Source organism: Halobacillus sp. Marseille-P3879, assembly GCF_900240285.1.
Taxonomy (GTDB): Bacteria; Bacillota; Bacilli; order Bacillales; family Halobacillaceae; genus Halobacillus_A.
In genome coordinates, this window is record NZ_OESS01000001.1 from 304,125 (window position 1) to 321,956 (window position 17,832).

The 17,832-nt window shown below is 42.6% G+C and carries 12 protein-coding genes; 11 read left to right on the forward strand and 1 reads right to left on the reverse strand.

Features of this window, described 5'->3' with window-relative positions; all coding sequences use genetic code 11:
* Positions 1-275 precede the first annotated feature (275 nt).
* The 10 genes from murQ to C1A12_RS01670 all read left to right on the forward strand — a co-directional run bounded on the left by murQ (position 276) and on the right by C1A12_RS01670 (position 14,891).
* Entirely contained in the window at positions 276-1,178 is a 903-nt protein-coding gene (murQ, locus tag C1A12_RS01625; RefSeq protein WP_101842108.1) for an N-acetylmuramic acid 6-phosphate etherase, read from the forward strand.
* 126 nt (positions 1,179-1,304) lie between these two features.
* Entirely contained in the window at positions 1,305-2,609 is a 1,305-nt protein-coding gene (locus tag C1A12_RS01630) for an ABC transporter substrate-binding protein (protein WP_101843249.1), read from the forward strand.
* 76 nt (positions 2,610-2,685) lie between these two features.
* A complete protein-coding gene (locus tag C1A12_RS01635) occupies positions 2,686-3,579 on the forward strand; it encodes a carbohydrate ABC transporter permease (protein WP_101842109.1) in 894 nt (297 codons plus the stop codon).
* 32 nt (positions 3,580-3,611) lie between these two features.
* Positions 3,612-4,460 carry a carbohydrate ABC transporter permease gene (locus C1A12_RS01640; protein WP_101842110.1) on the forward strand — a complete coding sequence of 283 codons (849 nt, stop codon included), beginning with the start codon at positions 3,612-3,614 and terminating at the stop codon, positions 4,458-4,460.
* 217 nt (positions 4,461-4,677) lie between these two features.
* On the forward strand, positions 4,678-6,591 hold the full coding sequence (gene glgB / locus C1A12_RS01645; protein ID WP_101842111.1) for a 1,4-alpha-glucan branching protein GlgB: 1,914 nt from the start codon (positions 4,678-4,680) through the stop codon (positions 6,589-6,591).
* A complete protein-coding gene (locus tag C1A12_RS01650) occupies positions 6,588-7,751 on the forward strand; it encodes a glucose-1-phosphate adenylyltransferase (RefSeq protein WP_101842112.1) in 1,164 nt (387 codons plus the stop codon). The genes glgB and C1A12_RS01650 overlap by 4 nt, the downstream gene beginning before the upstream one ends.
* Before the next feature lie 11 nt (positions 7,752-7,762).
* On the forward strand, positions 7,763-8,869 hold the full coding sequence (gene glgD, locus C1A12_RS01655) for a glucose-1-phosphate adenylyltransferase subunit GlgD (RefSeq protein WP_101842113.1): 1,107 nt from the start codon (positions 7,763-7,765) through the stop codon (positions 8,867-8,869).
* A gap of 191 nt (positions 8,870-9,060) precedes the next feature.
* On the forward strand, positions 9,061-10,491 hold the full coding sequence (gene glgA / locus C1A12_RS01660; protein ID WP_101842114.1) for a glycogen synthase GlgA: 1,431 nt from the start codon (positions 9,061-9,063) through the stop codon (positions 10,489-10,491).
* A gap of 21 nt (positions 10,492-10,512) precedes the next feature.
* Positions 10,513-12,951, forward strand: a complete 2,439-nt coding sequence (locus C1A12_RS01665) for a glycogen/starch/alpha-glucan phosphorylase (protein WP_101842115.1) — start codon at positions 10,513-10,515, stop codon at positions 12,949-12,951.
* A gap of 20 nt (positions 12,952-12,971) precedes the next feature.
* Positions 12,972-14,891: a glycoside hydrolase family 13 protein gene (locus C1A12_RS01670; RefSeq protein WP_101842116.1), complete on the forward strand. Its 1,920-nt coding sequence runs from the start codon at positions 12,972-12,974 to the stop codon at positions 14,889-14,891.
* Positions 14,892-15,130: 239 nt separating this feature from the next.
* Here the strand turns inward: C1A12_RS01670 and C1A12_RS01675 are convergent, their stop codons facing one another.
* Positions 15,131-16,339, reverse strand: coding sequence for an NAD(P)/FAD-dependent oxidoreductase (locus tag C1A12_RS01675; protein ID WP_101843250.1), 1,209 nt, complete (start codon positions 16,337-16,339; stop codon positions 15,131-15,133).
* A 220-nt stretch (positions 16,340-16,559) separates the two neighbouring features.
* Here C1A12_RS01675 and rpoN point away from each other — a divergent pair, with 220 nt between their 5' ends.
* The gene (gene rpoN / locus C1A12_RS01680) at positions 16,560-17,819 is read left to right on the forward strand and encodes an RNA polymerase factor sigma-54 (RefSeq protein WP_101842117.1); all 1,260 of its coding nucleotides are present in this window, start codon (positions 16,560-16,562) and stop codon (positions 17,817-17,819) included.
* Positions 17,820-17,832: the final 13 nt, after the last annotated feature.

Consider the following 17,832-nt stretch of genomic DNA (forward strand, 5'->3'; position numbering starts at 1 on the left):
AAGCCCTGCACATGAGTGCAGGGCTTTTTTAAACAGCCAATGAAATAAAATTTCTAAATTCATAACATAACATTGACAAAATAATTCAAAGGGAATATGATAAAGACAGTCATTAAATTGTCACAATTTTAAAAAAACCGCAGAATATATACAGCATTCCCACCACCTCTCACGCTCCCGCCCGCTTCAACAAGAATTCCAGCTCAAGAAATGAATAGCACTCTGTTCTGACAGGGGTCATATACGAGAATAAAGGTAAGGAGACGATCGCATCCATGGAGTTATCGAATTTAACAACTGAACAAAGAAACAAAAACAGTATGTCGCTGGATCAAATGTCGATCATGGAAGCTTTACATACGATAAACGATGAGGACAAGAAGGTAGCACAAGCTGTAGAAGCGGTTCTCCCGAATGTTAATACATCTGTTGAAAGAATTTTTAAAGCATTGGCCAAAGGCGGCCGGCTGTTTTACGTCGGGGCAGGCACGAGCGGCCGGCTCGGTGTAATTGATGCATCTGAGTGTCCGCCTACCTTTATGACTCCGCCGGAAATGGTTCAAGCGATTATGGCAGGAGGGAACGATGCATTCTTTAGTGCCGTAGAAGGCTGCGAGGATGACGAGAATCAAGGTGCAAAAGACTTAGAAGTTAAACAGCTGAGCAGTAATGATGTCGTAATGGGCATTACAGCAAGCGGACGTACTCCTTACCCAATCGGTGCATTAAAATATGCACGTAAAATCGGGGCTTATACAATTTCGCTGTCCTGCAATGATAATTCAGAGATCAGCAGGCATGCTGACTGCGAAATTGAAGTGGTGGTTGGACCTGAAGTGTTAACTGGATCGACAAGGATGAAAGCGGCAACCGCCCATAAAATGATTCTTAATATGATTAGTACTACGACGATGATTCAGCTTGGAAAGGTACATGAAAACCTCATGGTGGATGTACATGCCAGCAATTATAAATTAATGGAACGAGCGAAGCTGACCATAATGGAAATCACTCAGGTGTCCTATGCAGAAGCTGAAAAGGTACTAAAGAAAACGAATCACGAAGTTAAACCGGCAGTAGTGATGATCAAAACCGGAGCCAGTTTCAAAGAGGCCGCAGAAGCGATTAATAAAAGCGGCGGGTATGTGAGGCAGGCAATCAACTACATCTTGAAGTAAAACACATGAGTTCCGGAAACACCATTAATAGCTTATCGGGCTGTTAATGCGTTTCATATACTTAACAAAACCAAAGGGGGAAGGAATTTGAAGAAGCTATTTAAACGTCCTGTTTCATTGCTTGCAATGGGTGCACTTTCACTTTTTCTAGCTGCAGGCTGCTCATCAGATGAAGAGTCTTCAGGGAATGATGGCGGCGGTGAAGGTTCAGGCGATGGAGAAGTATCAGGAGAGCTGGAACTTCAATACTTTGTTGGTGGATACGGGGATTCCTGGTGGAAAGAAGTTATTGCTGATTTTGAAGAAGAATATCCTGATGTATCAATTGTAGAGCACGCAGGTCCAAACATAAACGAAGAGATGAGATCGCGCTGGGTATCAGGAGATCCGCCTGATGTGGTTTACATTGACGGTGCTGGATCAAGTGAAACGCAAATGGTGGAAGATGGCCAATTGATGAACTTAACGGATTGGGTAGAGGATATCGAAGTAGATGGCGAACCTTTGATGGACAGCTTTATTGTAGACCCTGCTACTTATGACGGCGATATTTACTCACTGCCGCTCGTATTCGACACGTGGGGCACATGGTATAACGAAGCAATGTTTGAGGATGAAGGATATGAAGTACCGGCAGACTTTGACGGTTTCATGGACACGATGGGTGAAATTCAAGATGGAGAAGACATTTCCCCATTCGTTACTACAGGACAACACCCTTATTACTTCCTGCGCGGCATGCTTTACCCTGCATTTGGCGCAGCCGGTGGAGATGAGTTGTTGAATGATGTCATCACCGGGGCTGAAGGTGCCTGGACAAGTGAGCCTGTCGTTAAAGTTATGGAAAAAGTACAGGAAATGCAGGAAGCTGGCTACATCGACGAAGGGTTTGGCGCGTTGAACCATACCCAGTCTCAAATGGACTTCCTAATGGGAGATAATGCCTTTATCCCAGTAGGTTTCTGGCTTCCGAATGAAATGGCCAACGATATTCCTGATAACTTTGAATTTGGTTTTATTCCTTCTCCAATGCAGGATTCAGGCGAACCATATTCAGTAGTTCCTGACTTGCGCCCGCTAGCAATTGCAGAAGAAGCTGAAAACCCTGAAGCGGCTCAAGCTTTTGTGGAATTTGTCTTTAAGAAAGAATACGCAAGGTCTTTCTCTGAACACACAGGAGCGATCATGAACTTAAATGGTGTTGACTTATCTGAGAATGATGAAGTACCTGATTATTTAATTGAAGCGAACGAAATGATTAACGATGAAGAACAGGTGCAAATAAACAACAAACCACACCCAATGAGTTCCGACTTGGAAGAACCTATTAGTAACTCACTGGTATCGCTTATGCTTGGTAATATTACAGCAGAAGAGTTTACGGAGGAAGCAGAGGAAGCTGCGGCCGAATATCGTGAGAGCAATGAATAGATAATGCTGACGGTATGGAATATAGGGGTGCAGCCTTATATTCCATACTCTTATTTCTAATAGAAAGAGTGATTGGGTGGTACAGTCTAAAAAGCAAAAATATACCTTTTTGGCATTTTGTCTTGTCCCGACATTTATCATGTTTTCCATTTTCACCTTGTATCCGTTATTCAGTGGATTGTATTATTCTTTCTTTGAATGGTCGGGTGCTTCACAGGATAAAACCTTTATTGGCTTTGACAATTACATAAAACTTTTTAATGATTCGATCATTCCCCGCACCATTTACCATGACTATTTCCTGGTGGCAACAAAAGTTGTTGGGATTATGGTGCTGGCCTTGTTCTTTGCTGTAGCTTTAACTCAGTTAAAGATTAAAGAGGCACCTTTTTACCGCATTGTGTTTTTCTTTCCAAATATTATGTCGGTGGTCGTTATTGGTATCCTTTGGGCTTTCATCTATAACCCGAGCATGGGTCTTGTGAATTCTGGACTAGAAGCAATAGGACTTGAAACCTGGACCAGAGCCTGGCTTGGAAATGAAGATTGGGCGCTAGCCAGTCTGGTATTACCGTCTGTATGGGCCGGGATTGGTCTGTTTATGCTCATGCTCATGGGCGGAATTGCCAATGTGTCAAAAAGTTATTATGAAGCCGCAGAGATTGACGGAGCAAACGAATGGCAGCAGTTTTGGAAAGTAACCCTGCCATTGGTATGGCCTCAGATTAAAATATCAATCTTATACATTGTCATTACCACTTTGAACGGGTCTTTTATAATCGTCCAGATTATGACCGGCGGGGGTCCGAATAATTCCACACATGTAATGGGGTCTTATTTATACCAGCAGGCTTTTCGACAGTATGACTTTGGGTATGGAGCCACCATTGGTGTAATGATTCTCATTATCTCTTTAGTTACAGTATTAATCTTACAATTTCTTATGCGACGAGAGAGAGTGGAATATTAATCTTAGCCGGATTTATCAAGGGGGTAAGGAACATGCAACAGAAAAAGAGTGTAGGTCAATTACTAGGAAGAGCGGGCATCAGAATTCCTCTTATATTATGGTCGATTGCTGTTTTATACCCAATTATTTGGATGTTCATCGGCTCGTTTAAGTCCAACGGAGAAATTTATGCAAACCCGTGGGGGATGCCTGACCAGTTTAACTTTGAGAACTTTAAGAGCGCCTGGACGGATTTTAACATCGACACGAGTGTATTTAACAGTTTAATCGTGACAGCGCTGGGAGCTGTCCTGACACTGGTATTAGCCATCCCTACGGCGTATGCTATCGAGCGGTTAAGGTTTAGAGGGAGCCGTATTTTATTTACTCTCTATATATCTGCCATGATGATCCCTATGGTATTAGGATGGATTCCTTTGTTTTTCCTGCTTCAGCGGTTTAATCTGCTTGATAATATCTATGGACTCGCCATGGTTTATGCTGTCAGTCAGCTGCCGTTTACAATATTTGTTCTGACGAGTTTTATGAGCACGATACCAAAGTCATTAGAGGAATCGGCCTCTATGGACGGGCTTTCACCGTACGGTATACTGCTGAAAATTATTACTCCATTATCCATGTCTGGAATTATTACGGTCACCATTATGAATGCCATCCAATTTTGGAACGAATACTTCATGGCATTGATTTTTCTTCAGTCAGAAGGGAATTACACACTTGCTCTTGCCATTGATTACATTAGCAATGAAGCAGAGTATACCAATGCATGGGGGACGCTGTTTGCCAGTCTGACGATTGCAATTATTCCCGTTATTGTTCTTTATGCGATCTTCCAGCAGCGTATTGCGAAGGGAATGACAGAAGGAGCTATTAAAGGTTGAATGGAGCGGCTGAACCACCAATATTTTGAGAAAGCTGTGGGCGTTTGACAGCTTTCTTTTTTTGTCTAATTTTGTCTAATTATTGCAAATAAAGCGCTGTCATACATAATACGACAAAAAGTTACATAATTTTCAGAAATTTTTGCAAGAAATTAATTGTAATCGGTTCCGTAACATTTTATGCTAATAATAAGCAAAGACATAAGGGGGTGATGGCGTGTTAAACGAAACATTAGTTGAACACGATCTCTATTTATTTCATCAAGGAAATTTGCGTTACAGCTATCAGCTCCTCGGAGCCCATCCTCATGAGGAAGATGGCGAGGAAGGATATCGGTTTGCCGTTTGGGCACCTAATGCTGAACAAGTAAGCGTTGTGGGTGACTTTAACAACTGGGATGGTACAGAGCATCGCCTCAGGAAGTTAAATGAAAACGGCATCTGGTACGGTTTTATACCGGAACTCACCGAAGGCACGATTTACAAGTACGAGATCTTAACACCACACGGGCATTTGAGGCTAAAAGCCGATCCCTATGGCTTTTCCAGTGAGCTGCGCCCAAATACAGCCTCAGTGACTTATCCTCTCAATCAATATTCATGGAATGACAACCAGTGGATGGACAGGCGAGAGAAACTAAATATCTATGAATCTCCTATCTCTATTTATGAATTGCATTTAGGGTCCTGGAAGAATATTGAGACCGAAGTTTACTACAATTACAGGGAATATGCAGATATGGTCATTCCGTATGTAAAAAAACTCGGCTACTCTCATATCGAGCTTCTGCCGATTACGGAACATCCTTTTGATCGCTCCTGGGGCTATCAGACGACCGGATACTTTGCGGCGACTTCCCGTTATGGCTCGCCGGACGATTTCCGGTATTTTGTCGATCAATGCCATCAGAATGGCATAGGGGTGATACTCGACTGGGTTCCCGCTCACTTTTGTAAAGACGAACATGGCCTGCGAAGGTTTGACGGAGAAGCCCTGTATGAGTACGAGGATCCTGTGAAGGCAGAGAAACCGCAATGGGGTACGCTTACATTCGACTTCGGTAGAAATGAAGTACAAAGCTTTCTCATTTCCAATGCGATTTACTGGCTGAAAGAGTTCCATCTCGATGGGCTGAGAGTCGATGCTGTCGCAAGTATGCTCTATTTGGACTTTGGCAAAGAAGAAGGACAATGGGAGTTAAATGAATACGGCGGCAGAGAAAATCTAGAAGCAGTGGCTTTTATCAAAAAGTTGAACGAAGCCATTTTTGAAGAGGTTCCTGACGTCCTGATGATGGCCGAGGAATCGACTTCATGGCCGCAGGTAAGCGCCCCGACCTATTTAGGAGGTCTCGGGTTTAACTATAAATGGAACATGGGCTGGATGAATGACATGTTGAAGTACATTGAAATGGATCCTATTCATCGAAAGCATCATCATCATTTGATCACATTCTCTTTTTTCTATGCATTCTCTGAGAACTTTATTTTACCTATTTCCCATGATGAAGTGGTCCACGGGAAGAAATCGCTCCTAAACAAAATGCCGGGCGATTACTGGCAGAAGTTCGCAAACTTACGCGCATTTCTAGCTTATATGTATGCGCACCCTGGTAAAAAACTGCTCATGATGGGGACAGAATATGGTCAATTCGATGAATGGAAGGATCTCGAAGACTTAGACTGGGAGCTGCTGGATTATGAATCTCATTCTTCCACTTTGGATTATGTGAAGCAGCTTCATCAACTGTACAATGACATGCCGGCCTTATGGGAGTTAGATCATGACGAGGAAGGGTTTTTCTGGATAGACCCTAATAATTATGAACAAAGTATCGTTTCCTTTGCCAGAAACAGCCGCAATGCATCGGATCAACTCATTATTGTTTGTAATTTCACCCCAGAGGTTTATCACGGCTATAAAGTGGGAGTCCCTAAAAGCGGGTACTACAAAGAGATATTTAATAGTGATGCCACCCACTTTGGGGGATCGGGGCAGACGAATGGGCTGCCTTTAGAAACGGTCGATGAACCGTGGCAGGGTCAGGATCAGCATGTATCTATGACCATCCCTCCACTAGCTGTAAGCTTCATAAAAAGAACTTCTTCACCAAAGGAGGAAAATGAATGAAAGGCAAAGAATGCGTAGCTATGCTCCTGGCAGGGGGGCAGGGCACAAGACTGAAATCATTAACGAAGAAAATTGCAAAACCAGCCGTCTATTTTGGTGGAAAGTATCGAATTATTGATTTTCCTCTAAGTAACTGCACAAATTCTGGTATCGATACCGTAGGAGTCCTTACCCAATATGAACCGCTTATTTTAAATAATTATATCGGTATAGGTTCTTCCTGGGATCTCGATCGAAGTTATGGAGGGGTATCCGTACTCCCGCCATATGTTCAGTCTGAAGGAGGAGGATGGTATACAGGAACAGCCAATGCCATCTTCCGCAATATAGAATTCCTTGATCGATATGAACCAGAGCACGTTTTAATTTTATCAGGGGACCATATTTATAAGATGGACTACAGCGCGATGCTTGAGGAGCACATCGAGCAGGATGCAGATGCTACCATCTCGGTGATCCCGGTTGCCTGGAAAGAAGCAAGTCGTTTTGGAATCATGAATACCAACGATGATGGAAGAATTATAGAATTTGATGAAAAACCTGAATTTCCTTTAAGTAATCTCGCTTCCATGGGAGTTTACATTTTTAAATGGGAAGTGTTGAAACGCTACCTGTTGGAAGATGAGGAAAAGGAAGGATCTTCCCACGACTTCGGAAAAGACATTATTCCAGCTATGCTGCAGGAAGGGAAACACCTTCATGCTCATAAGTTTGAAGGGTATTGGAAGGATGTCGGTACAGTCGACAGTTTATGGGAAGCAAATATGGACTTGTTGAAGGAAGAACCTGAACTCAATTTAAGTGATAATAAATGGCGGATCTATTCGAACAACCCTAATCAGCCGTCTCAATATATTGCGCCTTGTGCCACCGTACGAAATGCACTAATTAACGAAGGCTGCCGCATTTACGGCACTGTTGATACGTCGGTTATTTTCTACGGTGTCCACGTTGAGAAAAGTGCGCTCGTGAAAGATTCTGTAATTATGCCTAACGTAAAAATCGGTAAAAACGTTAAAATCCATCGAGCAATTATTTCGGAAGGCAGCATTATTGAAGATAACGCCGTAATCGGAGATGCAAGCCCGGACAGTCAAATTACATTAGTGGCTGAAGAGGGCAGTGTGATGGCATCAAGCTACGCAACAATCATTAAGTAAGGGGTGACGATATGGATCGTATTGCCGGGATTATAAACCTTGATCATGAACAAGACCTGATGGATGAATTGACCTATTTTAGATGCGGCGCAGCAGTGCCTTTTGCGGGACGATATCGTATGATTGACTTTACTATTTCCAACATGACGAATTCCCGGATGGAGTCTGTGGCTGTGTTTGCCCGCCGCAAGTACCGTTCCCTTATGGATCACCTGGAGCAGGGGAAAGCCTGGGATTTAGACCGAAAGCGTGGAGGTTTGTTTATTCTTCCTCCGGACTGGAATGATCCTACTGATCTATCACGGGGTGACCTACAGCACTTTCATAATAACATTGACTTTATTAAACGTACGCTTGCCGATTATATCGTAGTGTCAGGCTCGCAGAATATTTGTAATATTAACTACCGCGATGTGCTGGAGGCTCATAAGCAGTCGGGAGCGGATGTAACGGTTGTATATACGAAAGTGAGGGACCTGCAGCCTGAGCATAATTTAGCTCATAAGCTTACCATCGATGACAGCAACCGTGTTGCAGCCATCCATAACGACCAGAACAGCTCCAACGTATACATGGATATGTACATTATCGAAAAAGATTATCTGTATTATTTAATTGAGAACTGCATTGCCCATGGATGTTCACACTTCTTCCTTGATGGAATCAAAGGAAGGCTGCCGGATATTCATATTAACGCTTATGAGTACACAGGATCCTATTCCTTAATCAACTCAGTGGAAAGCTATTATCGAAACAGTAAAAAAATGCTGGACCGTTCTGCACACGATGAATTGTTTAAAGAGGAATCGCCGGTTTATACAAAAATAAAAAATGAAGCTCCTTCTAAGTATGCGCGATCCTCCAACGTGACCAATACTCTCGTAGCCAATGGATGCATTCTCAATGGTCACGTAGAAGAAAGTATTCTATTCCGAGGAGTGAAAATAGGCAAAGGAGCCGTAGTTAAGAACTCAATTATCATGCAGAGATGTGAGGTTGAAGAGAACGCGGTTTTAGAAAACGTAATTCTGGATAAAGATTGTACGATTTCAACAGGGCGCACGCTTATAGGTGCCCCCGAGAAGCCTTTTGTCGTTGCAAAAAGTAAAACGATGTAAACATCATAAAAGAGGCTGTCTGAAAAATGATTTCTGACAGCCTTTTTTGTTTAATCAAAACGCTTTGTTAGTCGATAGCTTTGACGATGTAAAGGGACAACAAGGACAAGCTTGACGTGTACAGCCAGCAAGAAGAAAAAGAGTTCTTCTTTTCATAAAGACAGCCCACAATAAAAGGAGATGAGAAGGAAATGAATGTATTAATGATTGGTTCGGAATGCACCCCCTTTATCAAAACAGGTGGATTGGCAGATGTGTTAGGGTCTCTTCCCCATGCACTTAAGGATGATGGACATGACGTCCGTGTCGTCCTGCCGAAATATGAAACAATGAGTGACGACTGGAAGATTAAACTGGAAACGATTCATACTTTTAATGTAGAGCTTGGCTGGCGTAATAAATATGCCGGCGTGCAATATATTGAACATAACGGGATACCTGTTTACTTTATTGATAACGAATACTACTTTAAGCGTTCAAATTTATATGGATATGACGATGAAGCCGAACGCTTTGTCTTTTTCAATAAAGCCATTATGGAAATGGTCCGCAAAATGGATTGGAAACCTGACGTCCTTCATTGTCACGACTGGCAGGCAGGATTGATTCCGGTTCTGCTTCATACTCACTATGGAAACCATCCTAAATTCCAGGATATGAAAACAGTTTTTACCATTCACAACCTAAAATATCAAGGAATTTATCCAGATGCAGTTTTATATGATTTACTTGGCTTCGACGGGAATATGATGACTACAGGAGGGTTAGAATTTTTCGGCAATATTAACTTCATGAAAGGAGCCCTCAACTTCGCTGATCATATCACTACCGTCAGCAAAACTTATGCAAAAGAGATTCAAACTCCCTATTATGGGGAAAACCTAGATGGAGTACTTAGGGAAAGATCAGAGAAATTGTCGGGTATTGTCAACGGGATTGACAACCAGGCATTTAATCCGATGAAGGATAAGAATCTCCCTTTCCCGTTTAGAACCTCGCTTCTGAAGAAGGCTCAGAACAAAATGTGGCTTCAGGAACAGCTGGGACTGCCTGTCAGCAAAGACATTCCAATGATTGGAATCGTTTCCCGTCTGGTTGAACAGAAAGGCTTTGATTTAGTAGGAAGAGTTTTAGACGAATTACTGGCTCAAGATGATGTTCAAGTGGTTGTATTGGGAACCGGAGAACCGGAGTATGAACATATGCTCCAATGGGCACAATCGAAGTATCCGGAAAAGTTGTCCGCGAATATCATGTTTAGTGAAGAGTTATCTCGTCAAATCTATGGAGCTAGTGATTTATTTTTAATGCCTTCTCGTTTCGAACCATGCGGGATCGGCCAGCTTATCGCCCTTCGCTATCTGGCTTCCCCGATTGTAAGGGAAACCGGCGGTCTGGCCGATACCGTGCAGTCATTTGATGAAAAAACCGGAGAAGGCAACGGCTTTACATTTACTAACTACAATGCCCACGATATGTTGTTCACAATTCGCCGTGCCATATCTTTGTATCAAGATCCAGATGCATGGAAGCAGCTTGTTAAAAATATGGCCAAAAGTCAGTATCCGTGGAAATATTCAGCTAATCGTTACAGTGAATTGTATGAGGCAGCATTAGAGTAGGCGCGAATGGGAGGACACCCTATGTTCAGCAGTAAAGAGGAATTCAAACAGGCGTTTTCTGTTAAGATGCAAACCGATTTAGGCAAAAAAGTAGGTTCAGCCACAGCTGCTGATGCTTATCATGCTCTCGGTTTATTAGTGAAAGATGAAATGAACAGAAACTGGCTGAAAACTTCGAGACAGTATGAGGAGAGTAAGGAAAAGCAAGTATACTATTTCTCTATGGAGTTCCTGATTGGACGTTTACTTGGCAATAATCTATTAAATATGCAATTACTTTCTCTAGTAAAAGAAGGACTCCATGATCTTGGCTTTTCTTTAGCGGAGTTAGAAGAAGAAGAAAATGATGCTGGTTTGGGGAACGGAGGGCTGGGACGACTGGCCGCCTGTTTCTTAGATTCATTGGCTTCTTTAGGATACGCTGGACATGGGTACGGCATTCGATACAAGTATGGAATGTTCGACCAACGAATTATCGATGGTTATCAAGTCGAACTGCCGGATCGCTGGTTAGCACGGGAATATGTCTGGGAGGTTCGCCGGCCTGATGAAGCGGTGGAAGTGCGCTTCGGGGGAGTGGTGGATATGGTGAGAACACCAGGTGGAAGTCTTGAATGCTGTCACCATCACTATGAGCAGGTGCGGGCGGTTCCGTATGATGTTCCTGTTGTAGGTTATGGTAATGAGACCGTAAACACGCTGAGACTGTGGTCAGCTGAGGCAACAGACCACGACACACTTGTAAAAGCATCGAAGGATGACGACTTTGATAATTTTCTGGAGCATAAACGCTCCCTGGAAGAAATTTCAGAATTTCTATATCCTGATGATTCACACGAAGATGGCCGAAGACTGCGGTTAAAGCAGGAGTATTTTCTTGTCTCAGCAGGCGTTCAAAGCGCAATTCGAAATTTTGAACGATTGCACCTGCCTTTATCCTCATTTCCGGAACATGCGGCTTTACACATCAATGATACTCATCCGGCCCTCGTGATTCCTGAATTAATGCGTATATTAATGGATGAGAAAGGATTAGGCTGGGAGGAAGCGTGGGAAATTACTCAGGCTTCTGTGTCCTATACGAATCATACTACACTTAGTGAAGCTTTAGAGACTTGGCCGATCGGTATGGTACGCTCTCTCCTGCCCCGCATTTATATGATTATTGAAGAAATTAATGAACGCTTCTGCCAGTCCCTCTGGGAGAAGCACCCGGGAGATTTTGACCGTATCGCAAGTCTCGCTATTGTAGCAGATGGATCCGTAAAAATGGCTCACTTATCCATCGTAGGCAGTCACAGCATAAATGGAGTGGCTAAGCTTCACACCGACATTCTTAAAAAACGGGAAATGAAAATTTTTTACGATACCTTTCCTGAGAGGTTTAACAATAAAACGAATGGTATTACCCATCGTCGCTGGCTGCTTCATGCCAATGTCCCGCTGTCTACATTGATTAATGAAGCAATCGGGGATTCATGGATCGAGGAGCCGGAACGGTTGGAAGACCTTATGCAGTACAAGAGCGACAGGTCATTCCTTAGTAATCTAAATGATATTAAACAAAAGAAAAAAAACGAGTTAGCCGGATTTATAAAAGGGTATACAGGGATACAAATAGACCCTGCTTCTATTTTTGATGTTCAGATTAAGCGACTGCATGGCTATAAACGACAGCTGTTGAATGCCCTGCATATTATGCACCTGTACAATCAGTTAAAAACCGACCGCCGCCATAAGATGACGCCGCGGACCTTTATATTTGGTGCAAAAGCAGCTCCGAGCTACCACTTTGCAAAAAAGGTGATTAAACTTATTCATACTGTAGCTGATGTCGTGAATAATGATCCGGCTGTGAACGATCAGATGAAAGTGGTCTTCCTGCCTAATTATTCCGTTTCTCTGGCGGAGAAGATTATCCCGGCTACTAATATCAGTGAACAAATCTCAACAGCAAGTAAAGAAGCATCAGGCACCGGGAATATGAAGTTTATGATGAATGGAGCGCTCACACTGGGCACAATGGACGGGGCTAATGTAGAAATCCACGAACTGGTAGGGGACGATTATATTTATACCTTCGGGTTGAGTTCGGATGAAGTGCTGGAATACTATCGAAACGGACGTTACAGCTCCCGTCAGGTGTATGAACAGGATGACCGTGTAAGACACACACTTGATCAGCTCGTTCATTACAGTCCCTTTTCTAAAGGTGAAACAGAATTTCAAGATATTTATGACAATTTAATTACCTTTAATGATGAATACTTCGTTCTAAAAGATTTTGCAAGTTATATAGATACTCAGGCCAGAATCGGCAAGGACTATAAAGACGTGCAGCTGTGGAATAAGAAGAGTCTGGTTAACATTGCACGTTCAGGTAAATTTTCCAGTGATCGAACCATCCAGGAATATGCCTCCGATATTTGGAAAATCCAGCCTACTGGCATTCTGAAATAAGACGTAGAGGAGGACTTCTTGTGAGACAGCTGGATATGTATCATAACAGCTTTGAAACAAATTATAGAGAGCCTTTTGGAGCAGTTGCAAAGGGCTCTAACGTTACACTAACGATCGATGTTCACAGTCGGATTAATGTGTCACGCGTGGTTCTTCATTACATCTTAGACAAAACCGATCAAGAGCACACTAAGGTTATGGACTTATACAGCGAGGAACACCAGTATAATTCATTTGAATGTGTGATAGAGATGCCGGAGCGCCCCCAGCTTGTCTGGTACTACTTCGAGGTGGCTGCAGATGATACTACCTATTATTACGGCAGAGTAAATATTGAAGAGAGCGGGGAAGGTGTGGTTTATCAACAGGTTCCTCCTTCCTGGCAGATCACTGTGTATGATGAGAGCTATGATACCCCTGCATGGTGGAAACATGCGACGATGTATCAAATTTTTCCCGACCGTTTTTATCGTGAGGGAGAGCCGGATTTAAAGAAAGCGCCTAAATCAAGTCTGATGCATTCTCATTGGGAAAATGACCCATATTATATTAGAGATGAAGACGGAGGCGTGGTTCGGTGGGACTTTTTCGGAGGAGATTTGCGGGGGATTGAGAAAAAGCTGGATTATATCCAATCCCTCGGTATCACAGTTATTTATTTGAACCCTATTTTTGAAGCAGAGAGCAACCACCGATATGATACCGGGGATTATCACAAGATTGACCCTCTGCTTGGAACGAAGGAAGATTTTGAATGCTTGATTAAGTCTGCAAAAGACCGGGGCATCGAAATCATGCTTGATGGCGTGTTCAGTCATACAGGAAGCAACAGTAAGTATTTCAATCAAAAGGGTGAATATGATTCGCTCGGAGCCTATCAATCTAAGGATTCGCCGTACTACTCCTGGTACAAGTTTCATAAATACCCAGATGAATATGAAGCGTGGTGGGGAGTTGGAACGCTGCCTACTCTAAATAAAGAAGAGGAAAGCTATCAGCACTTCTTAATTCATGATAAAAACAGCGTGTTAAAAACCTGGCAGAACTCAGGCTTAAAGCACTGGCGTTTAGACGTAGCAGACGAGCTCACAGATGATCTGATTAAGCAGATATACCAGCAGTTGAAGAAGGAAGATGAAGAAAGTGTTTTAATCGGAGAAGTGTGGGAGGATGCTTCCAATAAGTCTGCTTACGGCAAGCGGAGAGATTACTTCTTAGGAGGCGTTCTTGATTCTGTAATGAATTACCCTTTTCGTGAGCTTATGCTTAATTTCATGAAGGGAGAAGTTGATTCTTACTTTGTAAAACGACGCCTGTTAACTCTGAATGAGCATTACCCAAAACCCTACTTTTATGCGTTAATGAATATGCTCTCCAGCCATGACGTGGAGCGGATAAAGACCATGCTTGATGATTTTCTTTCAGACGATATCGATGAAAACCAGAGAGCAGGCATCGTTCAGGCACAGGTTAAAGCGCTTAGTCTTTGGCTTTACTCATTTCCAGGGATTCCTTCTTTATATTACGGGGACGAAGCTGGGCTGACGGGAGGAGAAGATCCTGATAACCGCAAGCCTTACCCGTGGGGGAGAGAAGAAGAGGAGCTAATGACATGGTATAAAAACATCGGAACGTGGCGGAGAGAACACCAGGCCCTTCGTACAGGAAATTGGAAACCTCATGCTGTTCATGAAGATGTGTTTGCCTTTGAACGGTGGACAGCCAATGGAGTGGATTTCTTTGGAGATAAAGCGAATGATGAGAATATTATTTTTATTATGAACCGTAATGTTGATCAAGAGATTGAGATTAAAATACCAGCTCGTAAAGGAAAATGGCAGCATCTCGACAACAAACGGAGAATTTTCAAAACAAAAAACGAAGAGCTTACGTTGAATGTGCAGCCATCTGAATGTTTTCTTTTACGCCATATGCATTAGAAAAAGGTCAGTCTCTTAAGCAGGAGGCTGACCTTCTCTGCGTGACTAGGTACTAAAGAATAGCATGAGAAATTAAGAAGTCAGCTCTTCGGCGGAAGAGCTGACTCTGTGTGATTATCTAAAATCTCTGTTAGCTTCCATCACTCTGCATACGGTTGTGTAGAGAACAGTAGCACTTAGGGATACGATAGTCACCAACCATAAAAAGTTCTTCATAAATGATTCTCCTCCTAATCTGACTAAAAGAATTTCACTTTCCCTTTCTTGAGTACGAGTTTTGGTCCCCCTACTAAAAACAGGTAGCGGTCATCGATAATGTTCTTCATGGCTTTAGCTTTCATGCCATACAGTTTTTTATCATCCAGGATGGTTCCCATTGCATCGGCTCCTCCAAGAGAGGCAACGGTTCCTTTATAATCAAATGAGAAGTCCTGTAACTCTTCATTTCTTAGCAGAGAGGTCAAGTTGGAAGCGCAAGTTTCGGCTTCCTGAATAGCACTTTGGGCGTTAGCAGGATAAGGACGATCATTCTCTTTATCCATTACCCATGAACAGTCTCCTATGATAAATATGTTGTCGTGACCGGGTACACGTAAGTCTCCATCTACGTTAACTTTGCCTTTAACAAGCTCAAAGCCTGATTGCTGGACGACCGGGTTGGCTTGTACACCGCCTGTCCACACCACAGTTCCCGCTTTAATCTCTTCGTGATCATCACCTACTATGAAACCTTCTTCCGTACACTTCTGAATTTTCGTACCGATTCTAAATTCAACCCCGCGTTCTTCCAGTGATTTTTGAGCATATTCCACAAGCTCTTCATCGAAACCGGGAAGAATGTTAGGAGCGGCTTCAACGTTAATAATTCTTACCTTTTCCCGGGGCACATTATATTCTTTACATAGTTCAGGTACGCGTTTCGCTAACTCTCCAACAAACTCAATACCTGTAAAGCCAGCACCGCCTACTAGAATGTTTAGGGCATCTTCGTTTTTTTCATCTGAGCTGCTGTACCGTGCAAATTGGAACTCAATATGATCACGAATGTAGCGGCTGCTGTTGATATTTTCAATTTTTAATGCGTGTTCTTTAATTCCAGGTATGCCAAATGTTGCAGTTTCAAAACCTAAAGCAATGACTAAATAATCATAGCTGAGTTCCCCATTCTCAAGAATGACTCGCTGCTCATCTTTCTTAATTTCCACAACAGAGTCGAAGTGCAGCTGTACTCTTTTTGTATTAACGACGTCACTAATCATTACTCTTGAGCTGTTTGGTGTAGCCGTTCCTGCTGCGACCTCATGAAGCCATGTGGTTAAATAATGATAATTGTGTTTATTCACCAGCGTGATATCCGCTTCATCTGGGCGAAGCTGCTGGGAGAGTTTCTTCGTTGTCATCATACCCGCATATCCCGCACCAAGGACGAGGATCTTTGGCTTTCTAATATTCACTTGACATCCACCTTTCCTTAGGAGTAAATCCTGAATCGTTCGTAAATTTTAAATACTCTATCATTATAACAATGACTGGATGCTTGTTGTAATCATATCTATTATGCCGAAATACGTCACTTGTAATTACAAAGAATTCTCAAGGTAAACATTCTTGAAAAATAAGGGCATATCAAGGAAAATGTAAATAACTCACAGGTGGAGGAGGGAAGAGGTGAAGCTTAGTTTACAACAAAAGCAAACGACACAGCTGAAAATGACCAGCGAACTGCGTCAGGCTATTTCTTTGCTTCAGTATTCTCATCAGGAAATCATCGAGTTTATCAATGAACAGGTGATGGAAAATCCTCTCCTTGAAATTGAATCATCAGGGAACGTCTCTTACACCCATGCCTCAACAGTGGAATACATTCCTGCAGAGATCAAGGACTGGCGCCAATATCTGGTGGAACAAGCAGGTGTATTATCATTAAACTCTTTAGACTATTATTATATAAAGGAGTTTATTTTAAATCTGAATGACGAGGGATTTCTCCCGTACACTGACCGTGAGCTCGCTGTCCGTTTCCATTTAGAGGAAGACAAAGTCAAATGGCTGCGAATGCAGCTGAAAGATCTTGAACCTGAAGGAATAGGGGCGTACGATTTTAAAGATTATCTAATTATGCAGGTTCACGGAAATGATCCTCAAGCTGAAACGATAAAACACATCATCCAAGATTACTTACCAGAAGTGGCTGCTGGTCATATTGAAGAATTGGCAGAAAAATTATCCCTGACAGTGGAAGAGGTTCAAGAGTCAGTGGATCGCTTGAAAGAGCTTAAGCCTCGTCCCAAACTCGGCACACCCCCTCAAGACACTTATATCGTTCCGGATTTCTTACTGGAGGAACAAGAAGGGGAGTATGTAGTATCATTAAATCGTGGAGGAGAGCCGAGTGTATATATTACTTCATACAATCAAAAAGTAGATGAAGAAGGAAAAGAGTTTTTGAAGCAGTGCTATAAGCGGGCAGTCTGGTTACTTAGAAGTATTGATAAACGCAGACATACGATGCTTGTAGTGGCCCAGGCCATAATAGACAGGCAGACAGCCTACTTAAATGCAGGCGAGGAAGGTTCTTTTACGCCGCTGACATTAAAGAAGGTTGCCGATGAGGTGAATATGCATGAATCTACAGTTAGCCGGGCAATTGCTGATAAATATGTAAAAAGCAGAAGTCATACCTTCCGGCTGGATCAGTTTTTTACTTCTAGTCTTGAAGCTGCCGATGGAAAAATGGTTTCATCGAAGTATGTTAAAGATTTAATTGAACAAATGATAAATCAGGAGAATAAACGGAAACCGCTGTCTGACCAGGTAATCGCGAATCATCTTCACCAAAAACACTGCATTGCTGTTTCCCGTCGCACAGTAGCAAAGTACAGAGAAGCAATCGGTATTTTATCTTCACCTCAAAGAAAATTAAAGTAAGCCCGGTTAAAAG

Bases quoted from the DNA above. Each gene is read 5' to 3' on its own strand.
- C1A12_RS01640 (WP_101842110.1), top strand. From the start codon at position 3,612: ATGCAACAGAAAAAGAGTGTAGGTCAATTACTAGGAAGAGCGGGCATC.
- glgA (WP_101842114.1), top strand. From the start codon at position 9,061: ATGAATGTATTAATGATTGGTTCGGAATGCACCCCCTTTATCAAAACA.
- glgD (WP_101842113.1), top strand. From the start codon at position 7,763: ATGGATCGTATTGCCGGGATTATAAACCTTGATCATGAACAAGACCTG.
- C1A12_RS01650 (WP_101842112.1), top strand. From the start codon at position 6,588: ATGAAAGGCAAAGAATGCGTAGCTATGCTCCTGGCAGGGGGGCAGGGC.
- C1A12_RS01630 (WP_101843249.1), top strand. From the start codon at position 1,305: ATGGGTGCACTTTCACTTTTTCTAGCTGCAGGCTGCTCATCAGATGAA.
- C1A12_RS01665 (WP_101842115.1), top strand. From the start codon at position 10,513: ATGTTCAGCAGTAAAGAGGAATTCAAACAGGCGTTTTCTGTTAAGATG.
- murQ (WP_101842108.1), top strand. From the start codon at position 276: ATGGAGTTATCGAATTTAACAACTGAACAAAGAAACAAAAACAGTATG.